17 protein-coding genes, 1 tRNA gene and 1 pseudogene are annotated in these 23340 nt (G+C 16.5%); 7 read left to right on the top strand and 12 right to left on the bottom strand.

Annotated elements, in window-relative coordinates; translation table 11 throughout:
• Positions 1 to 121: 121 nt before the first annotated feature.
• From lon to clpP, 3 genes are all read right to left on the bottom strand, one after another.
• Positions 122 to 2479, bottom strand: coding sequence for an endopeptidase La (gene lon / locus RJT18_RS01575; RefSeq protein WP_343154697.1), 2358 nt, complete (start codon positions 2477 to 2479; stop codon positions 122 to 124).
• A gap of 181 nt (positions 2480 to 2660) precedes the next feature.
• Positions 2661 to 3911 (bottom strand): ATP-dependent Clp protease ATP-binding subunit ClpX, encoded by a 1251-nt coding sequence (clpX, locus tag RJT18_RS01570; protein ID WP_343154696.1) that lies wholly within the window; start codon positions 3909 to 3911, stop codon positions 2661 to 2663.
• A gap of 40 nt (positions 3912 to 3951) precedes the next feature.
• A complete protein-coding gene (gene clpP / locus RJT18_RS01565) occupies positions 3952 to 4563 on the bottom strand; it encodes an ATP-dependent Clp endopeptidase proteolytic subunit ClpP (RefSeq protein ID WP_343154695.1) in 612 nt (203 codons plus the stop codon).
• Positions 4564 to 4838: 275 nt separating this feature from the next.
• Here clpP and cyoA point away from each other — a divergent pair, with 275 nt between their 5' ends.
• Genes cyoA through cyoE form a run of 5 tightly spaced genes read left to right on the top strand, consistent with a single transcriptional unit; the run spans position 4839 to position 9514 of the window.
• Positions 4839 to 5693: a ubiquinol oxidase subunit II gene (gene cyoA / locus RJT18_RS01560; protein WP_343154694.1), complete on the top strand. Its 855-nt coding sequence runs from the start codon at positions 4839 to 4841 to the stop codon at positions 5691 to 5693.
• 36 nt (positions 5694 to 5729) lie between these two features.
• Complete coding sequence (locus RJT18_RS01555) at positions 5730 to 7688, top strand: cbb3-type cytochrome c oxidase subunit I (RefSeq protein ID WP_343154693.1); 1959 nt, start codon at positions 5730 to 5732, stop codon at positions 7686 to 7688.
• Between the two features lie 25 nt (positions 7689 to 7713).
• The gene (locus RJT18_RS01550; RefSeq protein WP_343154692.1) at positions 7714 to 8337 is read left to right on the top strand and encodes a cytochrome c oxidase subunit 3; all 624 of its coding nucleotides are present in this window, start codon (positions 7714 to 7716) and stop codon (positions 8335 to 8337) included.
• Positions 8334 to 8657, top strand: a complete 324-nt coding sequence (locus tag RJT18_RS01545) for a hypothetical protein (protein WP_343154691.1) — start codon at positions 8334 to 8336, stop codon at positions 8655 to 8657. Before RJT18_RS01550 ends, RJT18_RS01545 begins: the two co-directional genes overlap by 4 nt.
• Positions 8654 to 9514 carry a heme o synthase gene (cyoE, locus tag RJT18_RS01540; protein ID WP_343154690.1) on the top strand — a complete coding sequence of 287 codons (861 nt, stop codon included), beginning with the start codon at positions 8654 to 8656 and terminating at the stop codon, positions 9512 to 9514. Before RJT18_RS01545 ends, cyoE begins: the two co-directional genes overlap by 4 nt.
• Before the next feature lie 11 nt (positions 9515 to 9525).
• Here the strand turns inward: cyoE and RJT18_RS01535 are convergent, their stop codons facing one another.
• The gene (locus tag RJT18_RS01535) at positions 9526 to 9837 is read right to left on the bottom strand and encodes a TusE/DsrC/DsvC family sulfur relay protein (protein WP_343154689.1); all 312 of its coding nucleotides are present in this window, start codon (positions 9835 to 9837) and stop codon (positions 9526 to 9528) included.
• A gap of 65 nt (positions 9838 to 9902) precedes the next feature.
• On the opposite strand from RJT18_RS01535, the gene RJT18_RS01530 reads away from it, so the two are divergent.
• On the top strand, positions 9903 to 11102 hold the full coding sequence (locus RJT18_RS01530) for an MFS transporter (RefSeq protein WP_343154688.1): 1200 nt from the start codon (positions 9903 to 9905) through the stop codon (positions 11100 to 11102).
• 39 nt (positions 11103 to 11141) lie between these two features.
• Here RJT18_RS01530 and nusB read toward each other — a convergent pair whose 3' ends face one another.
• Positions 11142 to 11552 (bottom strand): transcription antitermination factor NusB, encoded by a 411-nt coding sequence (gene nusB, locus RJT18_RS01525; RefSeq protein WP_343154687.1) that lies wholly within the window; start codon positions 11550 to 11552, stop codon positions 11142 to 11144.
• Between the two features lie 125 nt (positions 11553 to 11677).
• On the opposite strand from nusB, the gene RJT18_RS01520 reads away from it, so the two are divergent.
• Positions 11678 to 11754 (top strand) — tRNA-Met (locus tag RJT18_RS01520).
• Between the two features lie 5 nt (positions 11755 to 11759).
• Here the strand turns inward: RJT18_RS01520 and recD are convergent.
• The 7 genes and pseudogenes from recD to RJT18_RS01485 all read right to left on the bottom strand — a co-directional run bounded on the left by recD (position 11760) and on the right by RJT18_RS01485 (position 23308).
• Positions 11760 to 13538 carry an exodeoxyribonuclease V subunit alpha gene (gene recD, locus RJT18_RS01515; RefSeq protein ID WP_343154686.1) on the bottom strand — a complete coding sequence of 593 codons (1779 nt, stop codon included), beginning with the start codon at positions 13536 to 13538 and terminating at the stop codon, positions 11760 to 11762.
• 19 nt (positions 13539 to 13557) lie between these two features.
• Positions 13558 to 17007, bottom strand: a complete 3450-nt coding sequence (gene recB / locus RJT18_RS01510) for an exodeoxyribonuclease V subunit beta (protein WP_343154685.1) — start codon at positions 17005 to 17007, stop codon at positions 13558 to 13560.
• 19 nt (positions 17008 to 17026) lie between these two features.
• On the bottom strand, positions 17027 to 17872 hold the full coding sequence (locus RJT18_RS01505; protein WP_343154966.1) for a hypothetical protein: 846 nt from the start codon (positions 17870 to 17872) through the stop codon (positions 17027 to 17029).
• Positions 17873 to 19270: 1398 nt separating this feature from the next.
• Positions 19271 to 20035, bottom strand: a pseudogene (locus RJT18_RS01500) (exodeoxyribonuclease V subunit gamma); the annotation flags it as partial.
• Between the two features lie 98 nt (positions 20036 to 20133).
• Positions 20134 to 20985: a small-conductance mechanosensitive channel MscS gene (gene mscS, locus RJT18_RS01495; RefSeq protein ID WP_343154684.1), complete on the bottom strand. Its 852-nt coding sequence runs from the start codon at positions 20983 to 20985 to the stop codon at positions 20134 to 20136.
• 60 nt (positions 20986 to 21045) lie between these two features.
• Positions 21046 to 22137, bottom strand: a complete 1092-nt coding sequence (fbaA, locus tag RJT18_RS01490) for a class II fructose-bisphosphate aldolase (RefSeq protein WP_343154683.1) — start codon at positions 22135 to 22137, stop codon at positions 21046 to 21048.
• Between the two features lie 22 nt (positions 22138 to 22159).
• On the bottom strand, positions 22160 to 23308 hold the full coding sequence (locus RJT18_RS01485) for a phosphoglycerate kinase (protein ID WP_343154682.1): 1149 nt from the start codon (positions 23306 to 23308) through the stop codon (positions 22160 to 22162).
• Positions 23309 to 23340 lie beyond the last annotated feature (32 nt).

Below are 23340 nucleotides of genomic sequence, written 5' to 3'. Positions count from 1 at the left end.
AAATTTTTTATCATTTTATTTGATTTAAAAAAAAATAAAAACATGTTTTTTTTAATATTTTATCATATATCTTGCATATTTTTATTAACTAGGCTGGCAATCATTTTTTGCCAGCATTATTTTATTTTTTTTTCGCATTTTTAAAATTTTTATATGGAAAATTTTTTAATGATAAAATTAATACTTCTTCTACTTCTTTTAATTTATATATTTTTAATCCTGACAAGATATTTTTTGGTATTTTTTCTAAATCTCTTTTGTTTTCATAAGGTATTAATACATTTTTTATACCTCCTCTATGAGCAGCTAACAGTTTTTCTTTTAATCCTCCTATATTTAATATTTTACCTTGTAAAGTAATTTCACCTGTCATTGCTATATTGGATTTTACTGGATTTTTTGTTAAACATGATGTTATAGCAGTATACATAGAAATTCCTGCACTAGGTCCATCTTTTGGAGTAGCTCCATCTGGAACATGTACATGTATGTCATGATCTTCATAAAAACTATTTTTTATTCCTAATTTTTTTGATTGTGATCTTATTATTATTAATGCTGCTTGTATAGATTCTTTCATTACATTACCTAAAGATCCAGTATAAGTAAGTTTACCTTTTCCAGGTACACAAGCTGCCTCTATATTTAATAATTCTCCTCCTACTTCAGTCCAAGCTAAACCTGAAACTTGTCCTATTTTATCTACTTTAGAAGTTTTTCCATAATCAAATTTTTTAATGCCTAAATATTTTTTTATATTTTTATTATTTATTTTAATTTTTTTTATTTTTTTATTTAATATTAAATTTTTTACTACTTTTCTACATATTTTAGATATTTCTCTTTCTAAATTTCTTATTCCAGCTTCTTTTGTATAGTGTCTTATTATTTTAGGTAATATGTTTTTTTCTATTTCTATCTCATTTTTTTTTAATATGTTTTTTTTTATTTGTTTAGGTATAAGATGTTTGTTTGCTATATTTAATTTTTCTTCTTCTGTATATCCAGATAATCTTAATATTTCCATTCTATCTAATAAAGCATATGGTATATCTAGAGTATTTGAAGTTGCTATAAACATTACTTCTGACAGATCATAGTCTATTTCTAGATAATGATCATTAAATGCAAAATTTTGTTCTGGATCTAAAACTTCTAATAAAGCTGAATATGGATCTGTTCTATTGTCATATGAAATTTTATCTATTTCATCTAATAAAAATAAAGGATTTTTTACTCCTACTTTTGACATTTTTTGAATTATTTTGCCAGGCATGGAACCTACATATGTTTTTCTATGTCCTCTTATTTCTGCTTCATCTCTTATACCTCCTAAAGACATTTTTACATATTTTCTTCCAGTAGCTTTTGCTATAGATTGACCTAAAGACGTTTTTCCTACACCTGGAGGTCCAACTAAACATAGAATAGGTCCATTAATTTTTTTTGATCTAGATTGTACAGCCAAATATTCTATTACTCTTTCTTTTACTTTTTTTAATCCATAATGATCTTTATCTAAAATTTTTTTCGCTGCTAATAAATTTCTTTTTATTTTTCCTCTTTTAGTCCATGGAATTTGTATAATCCAATCTATATAACTTTTTATAACTGCTGATTCTGATGACATATACGGCATTGTCTTAAGTTTTTTTAGTTCTATTTTTATTTTATTTTTTATTTCTTTTGGAGCTTTTATCAATGATATTTTTTTTAACAATATTTTTTCTTCATCATATTCATTATCTGTTTTATTTAATTCTTTTTGTATAGCTTTCATTTGTTCATTTAAATAATATTCTTTTTGACTTTTTTCCATTTGTCTTTTTACTCTATTTCTTATTTTTTTTTCTATTTTTAGAATATTAATTTCAGATTCCATTATTACCATAATATGTTCTAATCTTTTTTTAGAATTAGACATTTCTAATATATTTTGTTTATCTTTTATTTTTAAATTTATATATGAAGCAATTGTATCTGATAATTTTTCTATATTTTTTATTTTTTTTATATTGTTTAGTATGTCTACTTGTATTAATTTGTTTAGTTTTATATATTCTTCAAATTTTTTTATAGAAGTATTTATTAAAACTTTGCTTTCTTTATCTTTTTTTGCATTATCTTTTATAAACTTTATTTTTGCTAAAAAATATTCTTTATTTTTTTTTAATGAACAAATTTTTGCTCTTTTTAATCCCTCTGCTAAAATTTTTATTGTTCCATTAGGTAATTTTAAAATTTGTAATATTTTTGCAACAGTTCCTATTTTAAACAAATCTTTTTCTTTAGGTTTTTCTATATTTGGATCTTTTTGCGTAAGCAAAAATATTTTTTCTTTATTTTTTACAATTTTATTTATGCATTTTATTGATTTTTTTCTTCCAATAAATAATGATATTATCATGTTTGGATATACTACTATATCTCTAAGCGGCAACAAAGATATTTGCATTTTTTTATTAGGCTCAGAATTCATATATTTTCTCTCTTAGTTTTAATAATTATTCTATAGTATTAATGATATACATCAACATTTTAAAAAAAAATTAGTTTTTAATATAAAAAAATCTGAGAATTTTGGCATGATTTTTATTTTTTTTTATTAACAAAAAATATTAATAAATAATTTAAATATTTTTTATATGATAGAAAAGTTTTTATATTTTTTTAGTTATTAATATTGGTAAGGATCTTCTATTTATAACTGATTTATTAATTATTATTTTTTTTATGTTTTTTTTTGATGGTATGTCATACATAACGTTTAACAATATTTTTTCTAATATCAATCTAAGTCCTCTAGAACCGGTTTTTATAGAAATAGATTTTTTTGCTATTTCTTTTATAGCTTTTTTTGAAAATTTTAATTTTATTTTTTCCATTTTGAATAATTCTTTGTATTGTTTTATTAAAGAATTTTTAGGTTCATATAATATTTTTATTAAATCTTTTTTTTTTAATTTTTTTAATACTGTTATAATAGCTATTCTTCCTATAAATTCTGGTATAAGTCCAAATTTTATAAGATCTTTTGTATTTATTTTTTCTAATATATTTTTTTTATTTATTTTTTTTGTTTTTATTTTTATTTTATTGAATCCAAAATTATTTTTTTTTTTTGTTCTATTCAAAATAATTTTTTTTATTCCTGAAAATGTTCCACCAAAAATAAAAAGTATTTTTGAAGTATTTACTTTTATCAATTTTTGATCAGGATGTTTTCTTCCACCACTTGGAGATATTAATGCGTCTGTTCCTTCTATTATTTTAAGTAAAGATTGTTGAACACCCTCTCCTGATACATCTCTAGTAATAGATAAATTTTCTGATTTTTTAGATATTTTATCTATTTCATCAATATATATTATTCCTAATTCAGCTTTTTTAACATTAAAATTACAACTTTGCAACAACCTATATATTATATTTTCTACATCTTCTCCTACATATCCAGCTTCAGTTAAAGTTGTTGCATCTGCTATTATAAATGGTACATTTATTATTTTAGATAAAGTTTTTGCTAATAAAGTTTTTCCGCTTCCTGTTGGTCCTATTAATAAAATATTACTTTTATCTATTTTTATTTTTTTTTTGCTATTTACTTTCATATATTTATTTTTTTTATAATGATTATATACAGCAACAGATAATATTTTTTTTGCTTTTTTTTGTCCTACTATATATTTATCTAATTTTTTTTTTATATTTTCTGGAGTATATTTTTTTATATTTTTTTTTTTTTTTTTTGTTTTTTTTTCTTTTTTTATTATTTTTGAAAATGAGTTTATGCATTCATTACATATACAAGAATATATTCCTATAATCATTTTTTTTGTTTCTTTTTGATTTTTGTTACAAAAAGAACAGTATAATTTTTTTTTTGTATAATTATTTTTTTTTTCTTTCATATGTTATTCCTTTATTTAAAAATTTTTTTATTTTTTTATGTTATTTTCTTTTTTTTAATATAGAATCTATTAATCCATATTTTAATGCTTGTTTAGCAGACAAGAAATAATCTCTTTCTGTATCTTTTTCTATATCTTTAATATTTTTTCCTGTATGTTCAGACATTATTTTATTTATTTTTTTTTTAATTAATATTATTTCATTAGCATGTATTTCTATATCTGAAGCTTGCCCTTTATATTGCCCAATCGGTTGATGTATCATAATTCTTGAATTAGGTAATGAAAATCTTTTTCCATGAGTTCCAGTTGTTAATATAAAAGCACCCATAGAACAAGCTTGACCTATGCATATTGTATTTACATCTGGTTTTATAAATTGCATAGTATCATATATAGACATACCAGAAGTTATTAATCCACCAGGGGAATTTATATATAAATAAATTTCTTTTTTAATATTTTTAGATTCTAAAAAAAGTAGTTGAGATATTATATTATTTGATAAGTTATCATCTATAGTTCCTGTTAAAAAAATTATTCTTTCTTTTAAAAGTCTAGAATAAATATCATATGCTCTATCTCCTCTACTAGTTTTTTCAATTACAGTAGGTATTATTGTTGAATTATTTTCATTATTTATTTTAAACATGTTTTTAGTTAAAAATTTAATTTTTTAATTAATTTTTAATATACAATTATTTTTTGTTTAGATCAAAATAATAAATAATTGTATATAAATAATAGAATTATTTTGTTTTATTATAAAAATAATAATATTCTTATTAATTATTATTAAAAAATGTTTTTATTTTTAAAAGTTATATTTTTTTTAATATTTTTATATAATTGTTATATATTTTATATTATTAATTATATTTTTTTTAAAATTTTTATATTTTTTTTAAAAATATTTTAAGGAACTTTATGATAAAAAATTTTAATATATTAATATTTATCTTTTTTGTATTTTTTGTTTTTATAGTTTCTGAAATTAGATCTAAAATTTTTATACATAATTATAGTTATATTAGAGAAGAAGAAAACCATTTAATTTTTATTTTATTTTTTACTATGCTATTTGTAATAATACCTGTAATTTTTATGACAATATATTTTTCTTATAAATATAATGAAAATAATAAAAATAAAATTTACAATCCTAATTGGAAAGATTCATATATTATAGAATCTATAATATGGATATTACCTATAATAATAATTTTTTTTCTATCTATCATTTCTATAAATTCTACTAAAAGTTTAGATCCAAGAAAAAATATTAATAGTATTAACAAGACTATAGAAATTGATGTAGTTTCTTTAGATTGGTGTTGGTTATTTATTTATCCTAATCATAAAATAGCTACTATAAATGAAGTTTCTTTTCCTATTAATACTCCTATAAAATTTAATTTAACTTCAGGAACTGTTATGAATTCTTTTTTTATTCCTAATTTAGGAAGTCAAATATATACTATGCCTGGAGCTAAGACAAAATTATATTTGATTGCTAACCATTCTGGAATATATAAAGGATTTTCTTCAAATTATAGTGGAAATGGTTTTTCTGGAATGAAATTTTCTGTAATAGTTTTTGAAAATAATAATAAATTTTTTAATTGGATAAAAGATGTTAAAAAATCTAAAAATTCTTTAGAAAATATGAACAATTTTTATAATTTACAAATTAACAGAAAGAATAGAGAAATAGAATATTTTTCTAATGTTTGCCCTAATTTATTAAACAATGTTATTTCAAAATTTAATTGTATTAATTAATATTAAAAATTTTTTATATTTTGGAGATGATATAAAATGTTAGGAAATTTAACTTTTGGTGATATACCTATTAACGAACCAATAATAATTTTTACTTTTTTTTTCGTTTTTATATTTTTTTTTGTTATTTTATATTTTATTAATAAATTTAACAAGTGGAAATATATTTGGAAAAATTGGATTACTTCTTTGGATCATAAAAAAATTGGTATAATGTATATTATATTAGGAATAATAATGTTTTTTAGAGGATTTGTTGATGCTATTATGATGAAAAGTCAACAATTTTTTTCTTCATGCCAGCAAGGTATATATAATAAAAGCGGATTTCTTCCAGCTTATCATTACGATCAAATATTTACTGCTCATGGAGTAATAATGATTTTTTTTGTTGCTATGCCATTGATAATAGGATTAATGAACTTTGTTGTTCCTCTTCAAATAGGATCTAGAGATTTAGCTTTTCCATTTTTAAATAATTTAAGTTTTTGGTTAACAGTAAGTGGTGCTGCATTAATTAATATTTCTTTATTTATAGGCAGGTTTGCCTCTGCAGGATGGTTATCATATCCACCGTTATCAGAAATTAAATATAGTCCTGGAGTTGGAATAGATTATTGGATATGGAGTTTGCAAATTTCAGGAATAGGTACTTTGTTAACTGGAATAAATTTTATAGTTACTATTTTAAAGATGCGTACTTTTGGTATGTCATTGTTTAAAATGCCAATATTTACTTGGACATCTTTATGTTCTAGTATTTTAATAGTAGCATCGTTTCCAGTTTTATCAGCAACAATATTATTACTTACTTTAGATAGATATTTTGGATTTCATATTTTTACAAATGATTTAGGTGGAAATCCTATGATGTACATAAATTTAATTTGGATTTGGGGACATCCTGAAGTATATATTTTAATTTTGCCAGCTTTTGGAATATTTTCAGAAATAGTTGCTACTTTTTCAAGAAAAAGTTTATTTGGTTATAATTCATTAGTATGGGCTAGTTTATCTATTACATTATTATCTTTTATAGTATGGGCTCATCATTTTTTTACTATGGGTTCTGGATACAATGTAAACACTTTTTTCGGAATAGCTACTATGATAATAGCAATTCCTACTGGAGTAAAAGTATTTAATTGGATATTTACTATGTATAAAGGAAATATAAAAATGCATTCTTCTATGTTGTGGACTATTGGATTTATAATAACATTTTCTATAGGAGGTATGTCCGGAGTTATATTATCATTGCCTGCTGCAGATTTTATTTTACATAATAGTTTATTTCTAGTAGCTCATTTTCATAATGTAATTATAGGAGGTGTAGTATTTGGATGTTTTGCTGGGATAAATTATTGGTTTCCTAAAATGTTTGGTTTTACATTAGATGAAAAGTTTGGAAAGATATCTTTTTATTTTTGGATTATAGGTTTTTTTGTTACTTTCATTCCAGTATATTTTTTAGGTTTTTTAGGAATGACAAGAAGAATAAGTCAAAATATAGATTTTGAATTTCACAATCTTTTATTAATATCTTTATTAGGAGTTATTTTAATTTTTATTGGAATAATATTTCAAATTGTTCAATTTATAATTTCTTTTAAAAGAAAAAATATTAAAGATATTAGTTCGTCTGATCCATGGGATGGTAGAACTTTAGAATGGTCAACATCTTCTCCTCCAAAACATTATAATTTTATTTTTTATCCTAAAGTAAAAAATATAGATCAATTTTGGGAAAATAAACATATTAAACATGCTGGATATATTTTAAATAAACATGGTTTTAATATGCCTAAAAATACTTCTATAGGTTTTTATATTGGAATTTTTTCTATTTTATTAGGATTTGCAGCTGTTTGGAAAATTTTATGGATGTTTAGCTTTTCTTTTATAATTATTTTATTTTTTTTAATTAAAAATTTTTTCTATAATGTAGAAAAACAATTTATTAGTACTGACAAACATAGTAATAAAAAATTTTAATATATTTTTTCACAGGTTATTTATTATGAGTAATAATAATATTATGAAAAATAATAATTTTAAATTAACTAATTTTTCTTTTAATAAAATATTAAATTCAAATGTAATATTTGGATTTTTAATATATTTAATGAGTGATTGTATATTATTTTCTGTTTTTTTTTCAGTATATTTTGTAATTTCTTATAATTATGATTCTAGAATATTTAAAAATGATATCATTAATATATATTACGTTTTTTTAGAAACTTCTTTTCTATTGTTTAGTTCTTGTACTTATAGTATTTCTATGATTTTTTTAAAATATAAAAAAAATTTTTATTTTTATATTTTTATTATGTTAACTTTTTTATTAGGTTTTTTATTTATTATAATGGAATTAAATGAACTTATTAATTTATCTAAAATGGTTTTTTTTATATCTAAAAACGGATTTTATTCTTCTTTTTTTTCTTTATTAACATTACATGCATGTCATATTTTTTTTGGTTTATTATGGATAATTTTTATGATAATAAAATTTAGTTTTAATTCACTAAGTAACAATGTTTATGTTCAATTTTTTTGTTTAGGTTTGTTTTGGCATTTTTTAGACATTGTTTGGATGTTTATATTTAATTTTATATATTTATATGGGTTTATAAAATGAAAAATTATGTAAAAATAGAAAAATATATTAATTATTTTTTTTGGACATTTGTTTCTTTTACAATTTTTTTAATTTCTGTTTTTTTAATAAAATTTAATATTTTAAATAAAAATTTAAAATATTTTTTAATACTTTTATTTTCTATAGTTAATTTATTTATATATTTTAATATATTTTTACATATAAAATATAAAGATTATAAAAGTTATTATAATATAATTACTATAATTTTTACATTAATAATAATTTTTATAATAATTTTTGGATCTAGATATATTATGTTAAGTTTGCATAGTAATACTATGGTTAATAAAATATGAAATTTAAAAATATTAAATATTATTTTCAAATAATTAAACCAGGAATAGTTTTTGGTAATTTAATTACATTTTCTTCTTGTTTTTTATTTGCATCTAAAGGAAATATAAATTTAAATTTGTTTTTATTTACATTTTTTGGTTTATTTTTAATTATATCTGGAAGTTGTGTTTTAAATAATATTATTGATATTAAAATTGATAAAAATATGATTAGAACTAGGAATAGAGCTTTAGTTATAAAAAAAATTTCTATTACAAATGCTTATTTTTATGCTTTTTTTTTGCTTTTTTTAGGTTTTTTTATAATTTGTTATTTTATAGATTTTTTTTCTTTTTTTTTATCTTTTTTAGGTTTTTTTGTATATATATTTTTATATAGTATATATTTTAAAAAAAAATCTATTTTTTCTATATTTATAGGAAGCATTTCTGGCTCAATGCCTCCTATAATAGGATATTATTCTGCATGTAAAAAGTTAGATTTTGTTTTTTTATTGTTTTTTATTATATTTTTTTTATGGCAGATACCACATTTTTATATAATTTCAATATTTAGAATTAAAGATTATGAAAATGCAAAAATTCCTATTTTGCCTTTAAAAAAAGACATTTTTTTTACTGTTTGTATAATTTCTTTATGTATATTTTTTTTTACAATTTTTTCTGATTTTCTTTATTTATATAATTTTTTAGGAAAAAAATTTTTTATTTTTTCTATTTTAGTAAACTTTTTTTGGTTATTTTTTACTTTATTAGGATATTTTTATAAAAGTAACAAAATATTTTATTTTTCTTTTTTAATTTCTATATTTTCAAATTTTATAACTAGTTTTTTTATTGCATTTGATTACATATAATTTTTGTAAAATTATATACATATATTTGTTTTTGGTAATCCTGATATTTTACTGGAAATTTTAACAAAATTGTTATTAAATAGTTCATTTAAATTTATTTTATTGTTATTTTTTTTATTTAGAATTTTATGTACTATTAAAATAGATGGAACTCTTTTAAATTTTATATAAAATTTTCTAATTAATTTAATTATTATCCAATGTATTTTTTTTAGTATTATATTTTCTTTTATTGCTATTTTATTTGCAATTTCTTTGTTCCAATTTTTATAATTTTTTAAATATCCATTTTTGTCTAATATTTTTTTATTTTTTTTATTCATTTTTTAATTATATTATGTTTAATTATTTTATTTAAAATATAAATTTTATTATATAAGAAATTTTTATGAAAAAACATATTTCAAACAATTTTAGTAATTTAAGAACAATATTTATAATATTAATAATTTTTTTTATTAGGAATATAAGTTTGTTTTTTGTTTTTCCTATATTTAGTTTTTATTATTTAGAAATTGATGGAAATAGTAAATTTTTGAGTTGTTTGTGTTTAAGTATATATGGAATTTTTCAAATAATTTCTCAAGTTCCTTTATATTATTTTTCTTTAATAATAGGAAAAAAAAATACTGTTTTAATTAGTATGTTATTTTTTTTTATTGGAAATTTGATATGTTTTTTATATTGTTCAATTTGGGGAATTTTAATAGGTAGATCTTTTCAAGGTTTTAATTCTTCTTCTATATTAACTGATATGTTAATTATTAATACTAGTAAAGAAAATAGAGTTTTTTCTATTTTTTCTATAGGAATTGTATTTGGATTATCGTTTTTCTTATCTATGTCTTTTTCTATATTTGTGTTTAAAAATATAGGATTAAAAAATATTTTTTTTATTTCATCTATTTTGTCTTTATTATTGTTATTTTTTTCTTATTTTTTTATACCTAAAGATTCATTAAAAAAAAATATGAAGAAAAAATATTTTAATAAAAATAATTTTTTTTGTTTTTTTAAAAATAGTAATAATATAAATTTTTTAAAATATATTTTTATATCTAATTTTATTTTTTCTTCAAATTTTTCTGTATTTTCAAAAATTTTTTCTATTTTTTATATTGATAAAAATATTTATTATAAAATATATTTTTATATATTTTTTATGTCATTTTTTTTATCTATTATTTTTATTATTTTTATTAGAAAAAAAATTAATAATAATAATATTTATTTTTATTTATTTTTTTTATTTTTTATTTCTCAAATTATATTTTTTTTTAATAATAATTTAAAGATTTTATTATTTTTAAGTATGTTAATATTTTTTTTAGTTTATAATATATTATCATCTATTTTGCCTATTTTACTTAGAAAAAACTTTAATAGATCAAACTTATATGACAAAAATATTATTACATCTATATATACTACTTTTCAAATTTTTGGAATGTCTATTGGTAGTATTTTTAGTGGAACATTATGTAGTTTTTTAAATTTTAAATTAGTTTTTTTATTTTGTATGTTTTTGATATTTTTATATTTTTTAACTAGTAAAAAAGGATTTTTAAAAAAAATTAAAAATAATTAAAATTTTATATTTAAAAATTTTTAATAAAAATATTTTTATTTATTTTTTTGTTCTTATATAATTTGCAGCTTTATCTAAAATACCATTTATAAATTTATGGCTTTTAGCGGATCCGAAATGTTTTGCTAATTCTATTCCTTCATTTATAGCCACTTTATAAGGTATGTCATATCTTTTTGTTAATTCATAGAAAGATATTCTTAATATGGCTTTTTCTATTTGCCCTATTTTATTAATTTTTTTAGATATATATTTTTTTATAAGGTTATCTAAATATATATAATTTTTTGATATTCCTGAAATTATTTCATGAAAATAAATTAAATCTGCTCCTTTAGTTTTTTTTTCTTTTATAAATTGTGTTTCTATATCTTTTATATAATTTTTTGATATCTGCCATGAGTATAATAATTGAACTGCGCATTTTCTAGCTTTTCTTCTAGACTTCATATCAATAATTTCCTAAATTTCTAATTTTAAAAATATTTTATTAATTTTTGTTTATATTAAGTATTGCATAATATTATAAAAAATGTATAATAATTATAGTATATATTATATAATTTTTTTTTGTAAGCGGAGTGGAGCAGTTCGGTAGCTCGTCGGGCTCATAACCCGAAGGTCGTTGGTTCAAATCCAACCTCCGCAACCAACTTTTTATTTTATAGATTTTAAAAATATTTTTTTATCTGAAAAAATAATAGTTTTTTTTTTTGTTCTTGTTATAGCTGTGTATATAAGATTTTTATTTAAAATTTTATGTTTTTTATTTGGAATTATTATTATTGTTTCTTTAAATTCTGATCCTTGAGATTTATGTATTGTTATTGACCAAGCAACTTCATAATGTTTTATTGCATATTTAGGAATTTTTATAAAATTATTATCATAAGATTTAAAGAATATTTTTTTATTTTTATTTCTATCGTATAATAATATTCCTATATATCCATTAAATATATTCAAATCTCTTTGATTTTTTTTTATTATTATTGGTTTTCCTATATACCATTTTTTATTTTTCTTTATAATTTTTTTTTTTATCATAATTTTTTTTATATTTTTATTTATTTTTTTTATACCAAAAAATCCTTTTTTTATAGCACAAATAACTCTTATTTTATTAAATTCTTCTAATATTTTTTTAGGACTACTATTTTTTTTTACTAAATTCCAATATTTTTTATATTTTTTAAATATTATTTTTATCATATTTTTATATTCTTCAAAATTTGATATTTTTTTAAAAAATATGTTATCTAATTTGTTTTCTTGTATTTTTTTTTTTAACTTATTAATTTTATTTTTTAATATCATATTAGATATTTTATATATTCCAGAGTGTTTTTTAAACCTATAATTTTTTTTTAATATACATACATTATCATTTATATAACATTTTTTTTTTTTTGTTGAATTATGATAATTTATTGTATATTTTAATATTTTTAACATTTTTTTACTAAAATTATTATTGAAATTTTTGCATATTTGTTTAATTATATTTATATCATTTATTGGAGGTAATTGATTAAAATCTCCTAAAAAAATTATTTTTGTTTTTTTTTTTGTTGATTTAATTAAGCTATTTAACAATATTAAGCTTATCATTGAACATTCATCTATTATTAATAAATCTATATTTAATTTATTTTTTTTATTAAATTTTGGATATGTAATTCCTGGATTTATTTTTAGTAAACTATGTATTGTATAAGATTTTTTAGGAATTTTTTCTATATTTTTTTTTTTTATTTTAAATTTAGATAAATTTTTTTGTATAGATATTAATAAATGTGAAGATGCTCTACCTGTTAAAGAAGCTATTTTTATTTTTTTTATTTTTATACATATTTGTAAAATAAAAAAAATTATTACAGAAATTATAGTAGTTTTTCCAGTTCCCGGGCCTCCAAATATAAATGTTATTTTGTTAATAATAGACATTATAATAGATGTTTTTTGTAATTTATTTAATTTAATTTTTTTGTTTTCTTTAAATATTTTTTTTATTTTATTAGTTTTTTTTTTTATTTTATTTATATTTTTTTTTATTTTATTTTTATTAAAAATTTTATTAAAAAAGTTTTTTTTTATTAAAAATATTTTATTAAAATAAAATTTTTTTTTGTAAAATATTATAGGGTAATTATATGGTTTTTTAGTTCCTATAGTTTTACTTTTTTTTATAATTTTATAATAATTTTTTATGTTAAAAAAAATTTTATAAATTTTTTTTAAAATATTATTCTTTAATGTTTTTTTTTTATTAGTATTTAAAAATATTTTTCCTTTTTTATATGAATATATTAAGAGTATTATTATAGTTCTTACTAAAAAATTTTCTTTTTTTTTTAAAATTTTATATATTTTAATATCTATTTTATTAATTATTTTTTTATTTAACAATTTTTTTAATATTTTTTTATATTTCATTTTTATATTTAATTTTTATTTATCTTACTATTTTTTTTAAAAATTTTTCAGGAAATATAAAAAAATTTCCATATTTTTGATATTCAACTTTTTTTTCAAAAGGTCTTAAGAATAAATAAAATATACCTCCAAAATGCTTTTTAAATTTATATTTTTTAATATTTTTTTCTAAGTATTTGTTTATTCCAAATAAATAAATTTTATATTGAATATCATATTTATTTTTTAAAATATATTTTTTTATTTCCATATTACTATAATTTTTTTTTTCCTTTCCTAGATAATTAGATTTAAAATCTATAAAATAATATTTTTTTTTCCATAAAAAAACTATGTCTATAATTCCATTTAATATTTTTTTATGTTTTATATATATTTTTTTTTTATTTTTATTTGTATATATCAATTTATTAAATATTTTAATATCATTTTTTTTTTTAATTAATATATTAAATTTCATATCTTGCACAAAATTATTTTTTTTTATTTTAGATAATTTTATTCCATTTTTATTTATTTTTGTATTAATTATATTTTTCATCCAAAAATATATTATTTTTATCCATTTATAATTTAACCCATATTTATATATTTTTTTTTTTATCCAAGAAATTTTTGTATTATTTTTATTTATAAACTGTTTTAATATTTTATGTAATATTTTTCCAAAAATTTTTCCTTTAGGAAAATTATATGTATTAAAAACTATTTTTTTTTTATTTTTTTTAAAAAAAAAGTTTTTTATTTTATTTTTATTTTTATATTTTTTAATATTTTTATTAATTTTTGTAAAATTTATAATTTTATATTTTAAATATTTTTTTTTTAAATTTACTTTTTTTTCTTTATTTTTTTCCTTTTTTATTTTTTTACATTTCTTTATATTTTTTACTTTATTTATAACTTTTAAAAATTTTTCTTTTTTTAATTTTTTTATTATTTTTTTAAAATTTTTAAAATTTTTCTTTTTTTTGTTTTGTAAAATATTTCCGATTCCACTATTATGTACATCAGTATATTTTTTTTTTTTTTGGTTTTTTATAGCAGATATTATTATTGTACAGTGTACTATGGCTCTAGTTAAAGATACATATAATAATTTTATATCATCTTTTATATTTTCAATAAGTATTTTATTTTTATTTTTTTTTTTTTTTAAATCAATAAATTTTATAAATTTTTTTTTATCATAATATATAAAATTTTTTATTTTTTGAAAATTCATTAAAAATGGTATTATTACTATTGGATATTCTAATCCTTTAGACTTATATATAGTAGTTATTTTTATTTTATTTATTTTTTCATTTTTATTAAAAATTTTTTTTTTATTACTATTTTCTAGAAAAATTTTTTTTTCTAGCCAATACATAAATAAATTTATTTTTTTTATTTTATAAACTTTTTTTTCTAAATGTTTTGCTATATAAAAATATTTTTTTATATATTTTTCTGTTTTTTTTTTATTAAAAATATTTTTTTTAATTATATTATTTTTTATTACATGTTTTATTAAATTTAATATTCCTTTTTTTTTTAATATATTGTTATATTTTTTAAATATTTTTATTTGTTCAAAAAATTTTTTTTTATTAATATTTATTTTATAAATTTTTTTTATATTGTTTGAAATAATTTTAGTACTATTTGCATTTATAATTTTTTGTTTGTTTGAAAAATCTAATGTAGACTTTAACAAAATTAATATTTCTTTTATTTCTTCTGTTTTATATATATCAATTTTTTCTGATTGATAGTATGAATCTATTCCATATTTATTAAGAGATTTTTTTAAATAATTTTTTTCCAAATTGTTTTTTACTAAAATAACTATATCTTTTTTTTCTATAATTTTTTTTTTATTATATAATTTTATTATAGCTTTTTTTTCTTTTCCAAGAATTAACCAATTTAATATTTGTTTTGCACATTGTTCAGATGCCCATGAAAAATATTTTTCTAAGTTAATTTCAGATTTTTTATAAAATATTATTTGAAAATTTTTTTCTTCAAATTTGTTTATAATTATCTTTATATTATTATTTTTTTTTTTATATTTTGTTTTTATAAAGTTTATTTTTTTAGTTAAAAATGGATATTTATATTTTGAAAATATTTTATTTATAAATTTTATTATATTAGGAGATGATCTCCAATTAATATTTAAAAAATAATGATTTTTTATTTTTTTTTTAAATTTATTATATAATAATATATTAGATTTTCTAAAATTGTATATGCATTGTTTAGGATCTGAAAAAATTATCATTATATTTTTTTTGGATTTTGTATTATATATTTTAGAAATAATTTTTTGTTGACATATATCTGTATCTTGAAATTCATCAATTATAGTAATTGGATATTTTTTTTTTAAATATAAAAGTATATTTTTATTTTTTTTTATAGTTTTTTTAATACATTTTGTTAAATCATCAAAATTTATTTTAGATTTTTTTTTTTTTTTTATTTTTATAATATTTGGAAGTTCATTTATAATTTTATATATTATAAATTCTTTCATAAAAAATTTTTTTTTAAAAAATTTTTTAATATAATTTGAATAATATTTTATATCTTTATATACATATATATATTTTTTTATATTTTTTAAATTTATTATTTTTTTAATTTCTATTGGTATATCATAATTTTTTATTTTTTTTTTATACCATATATTTATTTTATTTTTATATCTTAATATTATTTTATGTCCTTTTTTATTTTTTTTTAAACATTTTATTATTTTATTAATAGTTTTTTTAATAGTTTTCCATTTTTTTTTTAATATAATAATTCTTTTTATTAATAAAATATGATACGATTTTATATTATTATTTTCAAATTCTTTATAAAATTTAGTTTTTATATTATTTATTAATATATTTTTTATTTCAATAAAAATATTTTTTGGTTGTTTCCAATAAAAATATATTATTTTTACTATTTCTTTTGGAAGTTCATAAAAATTTTTTCTCCAAAAATTTTTTATAGAACTTAATATTATTTTTTCTTCATCTTTTATTATTTTTTTATAAAAGCCTATATTAAATAAAAAATTATTTTCTTTTATTATTTTGTTACAAAATTGATGTATAGTTAATATTGAAGATCCATCAAATATTTTTTCTATTTTTGATAATTTTCTTATAATTTTTTTAGTATTTTTTATTTTTTTTATAATTTTGTTGTATACAATGTTATTGTTATTTTTATTAATACAGTATTGCTTAAATTCTGAAATCATTATTTTTATTTTCTTATAAATTTCGTCTTTAGTATAATTTGTAAATGTTAGTATTAATATTTTATTTATGTTTATATTTTGAATATTTTTATTTTTTATATTTATATTTAATGCTAATCTTAAAAATAATATAATTATACTAAAAGTTTTTCCCGTTCCAGCTGAAGATTCTATTAAAGAATTTTTTAAAAAATTTATTTTTAATATATTTAATTTTTTCATATTTTTATTATAAATTATTTTATTTTTTTATGTTTTTAAGAATAGGATAGTGCCATTTTAATGAAGAATTATATATTTTTTTAATATTCTTTTTATTTATATTTTTTATTATTTTTTTTATATAAACATTATTTTTTTCTCCATAAATATAATTATTTCCATTCCAATTTTTAATAAATTCTTTTTTTGATTTTTTTTTATTTTTTGTATTTATAAAACTTTCTATCCACATCATACCTGATTTTGTTAAAAAAATTGGATTTTTTATTCCATTAGAATATCCTATTAAATATTTTAAAATGTAATTGTATGATTTTTTTTTACTCAATTTTTTAAAAATTATTTTTGAATTTTTATAACCAAAAATTTTACTATTATTTTTGCATTTGTTTTTTATACAAAAAATTAAATGATTAAACCAAAATTTTATTTTGTCATATGAACTCAATATTTTAGGTTTCCATTTTATTAATCTTTTTGATGAATTAGTTTCTATATTTGTATATATTATAAAATTTTTTATTTTTATTTTTATTTTTTTTTTTTTTTTATTATTGTAAAATTTGTAAATTTTATTTTTTAAATTCTTGGAATTTTTTATAATTTCTTCAAAAATTATTTTTCCAAAATTTTTTTTTGGAAAAATTCCTAAAGATACGTAATATTTAAATATTTTTTTAGTATTTATATTTTTTAAAACATTTTTAAATACTTTTTTATTTATTTTATTTTCTATATTTCTATTTAATATAAATGGTTCTTCATCTAAATTTTCTTTTTTATAATATTCAAACAAATTTATTTTAATAGTGTTTTTTAAAAAATATTCTATTGGATTGTTCCAAAAGTTTATTACATTTTTCATATTTATTTTTATTTTTTTTTTAATTTCTATATTTTTTATTTTTTTTTTAATTTCTATATTTTTTATTTTTTTTTTGTTTTTTTTATATTTTTTTATTTTTTTATAACTTACATATGATATGTCTTCTTTATATTTTTTTATTATATGTGAAATAACATTTTTTTTATTTTCTAAAATATTTTTTGAAAAATTTTTATTAAAATAATAATTTTCAGATATATGTTGTATCAATATATCTAATATTTTTATATTTTCACTTTTATTAAAATTTTTAGTATAACTCATATAAAAATATTTTTCTGAAGATAACATTAATAATATTATATTGCTAATATAATTATATTTTTCTTCATAGTATTCATGATTTTTTTTTTTATATATTAAATTAAAATTTTTATATAAATTTATATATTTTTTTTTATAATTATTAATTCCTATTAAATATATTACTTTAAAATTTATGTTTTTTATTTTATTAAAATTACAAAATGTTATAGAATTTAAAAATATTTTTTTGCTAAAATGTTCTTTTTTTATTAGATTTTTAAAAATTATTTTTAATTTATTTATACATATTTTTTTTTTATATTTTATTTTTATTCCAGATTCTAAAATTTTATTTAATGTTTTTTTTATATTTTTTTTTAATATATTTTTTTTATAAGATATAAACTCTTTTAAAGTTTTATTTAATATATTTTTCCATTCATAAAGTTTTCTTGATTTTGAAAATCTTGTTTTCCATTTTTTTATTAAATATATAAAATTTATTAATTTTTTTAATAGTTTGATATTATAATAATTCGTTTTAATATACGGAGATATATTTCTATAAATTAAATTTTTTTTGTATATAATTGTTCCTAGTAAAAATTTTTTTATTCCATAAAACCAAGTGTTTTCTTTTCCTATATGTTTATATTTTTTTTTTATTGTTTTATGATCTATACCAAATTTTATAAATATATCTGAAATCCATGTTTCTAATATATTTATTTCTTCATTTTTTATATTATATTTTTTTTTTATGAAATCGGTGTTTAATATATTCATTACTTCTGTTTTAGTAATTTTTTTGTTTTTTAAATTAAATATTTTATTAATAAATTTTAAACATTTTTCTTCTTTATAATTAAATTTTTTTATTATTTTATATGGTATATAATTTTTATGTTTTTCTTTATGAAATATACTTTTTATATATGGAAAATATTTTTCTATTTTTTCTGAAATTATAACTATATCATCAAAATTTATATTTTTTTCTTTGTTTAGTATTTTTATTAAATTTGTATGTAGAACTTCTATTTCTTTATATTTACTACAGCAAGAAGATATTAAAATAGAATTATCTTTTTTAGATATTTTTTTAAAATTAGATTTGTTAAAAATTATATTTTTTTGTATGTTTTCTAATAAAGTATTATTATTTTTATTTTTTTTTATAAGTAAATTTATATTTTTTTTTTTAATATTTTTTATAAAATAAATAGAAGTTTTTACTAAGTATATTAATAATGGATTAACAATAATTTTTTTTAATTTTTTTACAATATTATAACTACTTAAATTTTTAAAATTATTTTTTTCTTTTATTAATATACCTAGTGGTGTGACATAAAACATTATTATAAAAAAATTTTTTTTTAATATATTAAAAAATGACATAAATAATTTATATTTATTATTAGTATTTATAATAAATATTCTTTTTATATTTTTTTTATTTATTATTTTTTTTTTTATGTAATTATGAAAATTGTTTTTTTTAAAATTTTTTAATGATTTCCATAATTTTATTTGAAATTTTTTTTTTTTAGATATTTTTAAATTATTTTTACAACTTAGTATAATTTTAGGTTTATATAATAAATATTTTTTAAAAATTTTTTTAATTTCTAAAGAAAATAAAATTTTTTTTTCTTCATTAAATTTATTTTTAAATATTTTTTTTATATATTTATTTTTTTGATTTAATAATATTTCCCAAAATAGATCTAGATCTTTAAAAAAAATTTTTTTTTTAAATATTTTACAAAAAAAATTTTCTATAGTATAAAATTTTATATTTGAAAAAATTCCTATTTTTTTAGTAATAAATATTTCTATCCATTTAGCTATTTTATAATTTTCTACAATAAAAATTTCTTCTGATAATATGTTTTTTTTTTTTTTATTATTTTACAAGCTTTTTCTATTAATAAACTAATTTTATTTGATATATATATTTTCATAATATGTATTATTAAATTTTATTATTTTTATTTTTTATATTTTTTATAAATATTTACATCAAGTTGTGGATATGGAATTGAAATATTATTCTTATCTAAAGATTTTTTAAATTTAGCCATTAGATCCCAGTATACAGAATTTAAATCACTATTATTACTCCAACATCTTATTATAAAATTTATAGAAGAAGGAGCTAATTCTGATAGACCAACTACTATATCTCTATCTTTTAAAACTCTATCTTCTTTATTTACTACTTCTTTTAAAATTTTAATAACAAAATCTACGTCTGTTTGATATGAAACACTTATATTAAACTCATTTCTTCTAGCTGGTTCTCTAGAATAATTTATTATGTTTCCTGATATTATTTTTCCATTTGGAACAATAACTATTTTCCCATCTAGAGTTCTTAAAGTTGTATAGAAGATATGTATGTTCAAAACAGTTCCAGCTGCATTTCCTAAGTCTACATATTCTCCTGTTTTTAAAGGTCTTAATGTTACTAATAATACTCCTGCAGCGAAATTTGATAAAGAACCTTGTAAAGCAAGTCCAATAGCCATACCAGCAGCTCCTAGTATTGCTATTACAGATGTAGTTTGCACTCCTATGCATCCTAGTGAAGCTATAAGAGAAAATGTTATTACTATATATCTAAATAAAGCTGATAAAAAATTTGAAATTGTTATATCAATTGATCTTGATATTAATACTTTATTAATTACATTTGACATTATGTTTGCAATAAAAGTACCAGTAGTAAATATTATTATTGAAGAAATAAAATTTATTATATAACTTAATACCAATTCTTGATTTCTTATTATCCAGTTGCTTGCATGATGAATATCATTTACTACATTGAAATCATTCATTTTTTTTCCTATATGTTTTTATTAATAAAATTTATTAATTTTTTAATAAAAATTATTTTTTTAAAATTTTTTGTTTAATATGTTTATAGAATTTAAATTTTCAAATATTTTTTTAATTTTCTTAATAGTATATTTTTGTGAATATCTTATCCAGTTTCTTGGATCATAATATTTTTTATTAGGTAACTTTTTTCCTTTAGGATTTCCTATTTGACTTTTTAAATAACTTTTATTTTTTTTGTAAAACTTAAATATTCCTTTCCACAAATTCCATTGTATATCTGTATCTACATTTATTTTTATAACTCCATATGAAATTGCTTTTTTTATAATACTTATTTTTGATCCAGATCCTCCATGGAAAACAAAATCTATAGGCTTATTATTTAAATTATATTTTTTACTTATATATTTTTGAGAATCTATTAAAATTTTAGGTTTTAAAATTATATTTTTATGATAGTAAACTCCATGCACATTTCCAAAAGACGCTGCTATAGTAAATAAATTACTTATTTTTATTAATTTGTTGTATGAATATGCTATTTCTTTTGGTGTGGTATATAAATGTTTCTTTTCTATATTTGTATTATCTACGCCATCTTCTTCTCCACCTGTACATCCTAATTCTATTTCTAATATGATATTTATATTTTTTATTTTTTTTAAATATTTAGAGCATATTTTTATATTATTTTTTATATTTTCTTTTGATAAATCTATCATATGAGAAGTAAACAATGGTTTTCCTTTTTTTTTGAAAAATTTTTTATCTTCTAATATTAATCCATCTAACCATGGTAATATTTCTTTATGACAATGATCGGTATGTAATATAACTGGTATATTATAAAATTTTGAAATTTTATGTATATATTTTGCAGCTATAGTAGCTCCTAAAATAGATTTTTCATGAATATTTTTTATTTCAATTTTTTTACCTATAAAAAATGATGATCCTGTATAAGAAAATTGTATTATTATAGGAGAATTTATTTTTTTAGAAGCTTCTAAAACACAGTTTATAGTATCAAAATTACAGCAATTTATTGCAGGTATAGCAAAATTATTTTTTTTAGCTATTTTAAATATTTTTTTTGCTTCCAATCCAGACATTACTCCACTTTTAATATTTTTTAATAATTTTTTCAAAATTATGTTACCTTTTAATTTTTTAAATTTTGTTTATCAAATCTATTACAGGTAAAGTTCCATTTACTAAAAATTCCAAGAAAGCTCCACCTCCAGTAGAAATATATGAAATTTTGTCTTTTATTTTTATTAAATCTATAATAGCTAAAGTGTCTCCTCCACCAGCTATAGAAAATGCATTACTTTTAGATATGCATTTAGCTAATGTTTTAGTACCATTTCTAAAATTAGGAAATTCAAATACTCCTAATGGGCCATTCCATATAATTGTTTTAGCTGTTTTTAATATTTTTTTTATTTTTTTTTCTGTTTTTTTCCCTATATCCATTATTTCTTCTTTACTTCTTATGTTAGAAACTATTTTATTTTTTATTTTTGTACTGTTAGAAAATTCTTTACCTACTCTAGAATCTACAGGTATTAGAAAATTAAATTTTTTACTTATTTTTTTTGCTTCTTTAACAAATTTTTTTTCGTATAAAGATTTTCCTACATTGTTTTTTATTGCTATAAAAGTATTAGCTATTCCACCTCCTAAAATTATTTTGTCTGACATTTTACCTAAAGATTTTAAAAGAGAAAATTTAGTAGAAATTTTTGAACCTCCAACAATAGATATTAAAGGTTTTTGGGGATTTTTTAATACTCTATTTATTGCTATTATTTCTGATTCAAATAATTTTCCAAAACAGGATTTTTTTGCAAATTTTATAATTCCATAAGTTGATGCATGCATTCTATGAGCACTTCCAAATGCATCCATTATAAATATGTCGCATAATTTTGAATATTTTTTAGAAAGTTTTTTAGAATTTTTTTTTTCTCCTTTATTAAATCTAACATTTTCTAAAAGACATATTTCTCCAAATTTCATTTTTATTGGATCAGAAATATTTTTATGAAATATAATATTAGTATTTTTTATTTTTTTTTTAAGATATTTAAATATTGGAAATAATGAATATTTTTTTTTAAATTTTCCTTCTTTGGGTCTTCCAAAATGAGACATTAATATTATTTTAGATTTTTGTTTAATTGCATATTTTATAGTAGGTAAAGATCTATCTATTCTTTCACTAGAAACTATTTTTTTTTTTATTATAGTAACATTAAAATCGCTTCTTATTATTATTTTTTTTTTAAATATATTTGTATTTTTTATTGTTTTCATAATTTTTATTCGTTTACTTTTTTAGTTTTTAT

Origin of the sequence: Buchnera aphidicola (Pseudoregma panicola) (assembly GCF_039376655.1) — a bacterium.
Taxonomy (GTDB): Bacteria; Pseudomonadota; Gammaproteobacteria; order Enterobacterales; family Enterobacteriaceae; genus Buchnera_G; species Buchnera_G aphidicola_C.
Note: the sequence above shows the minus strand (reverse complement) of the source record. Positions and strands in the feature narration are given on the sequence as shown.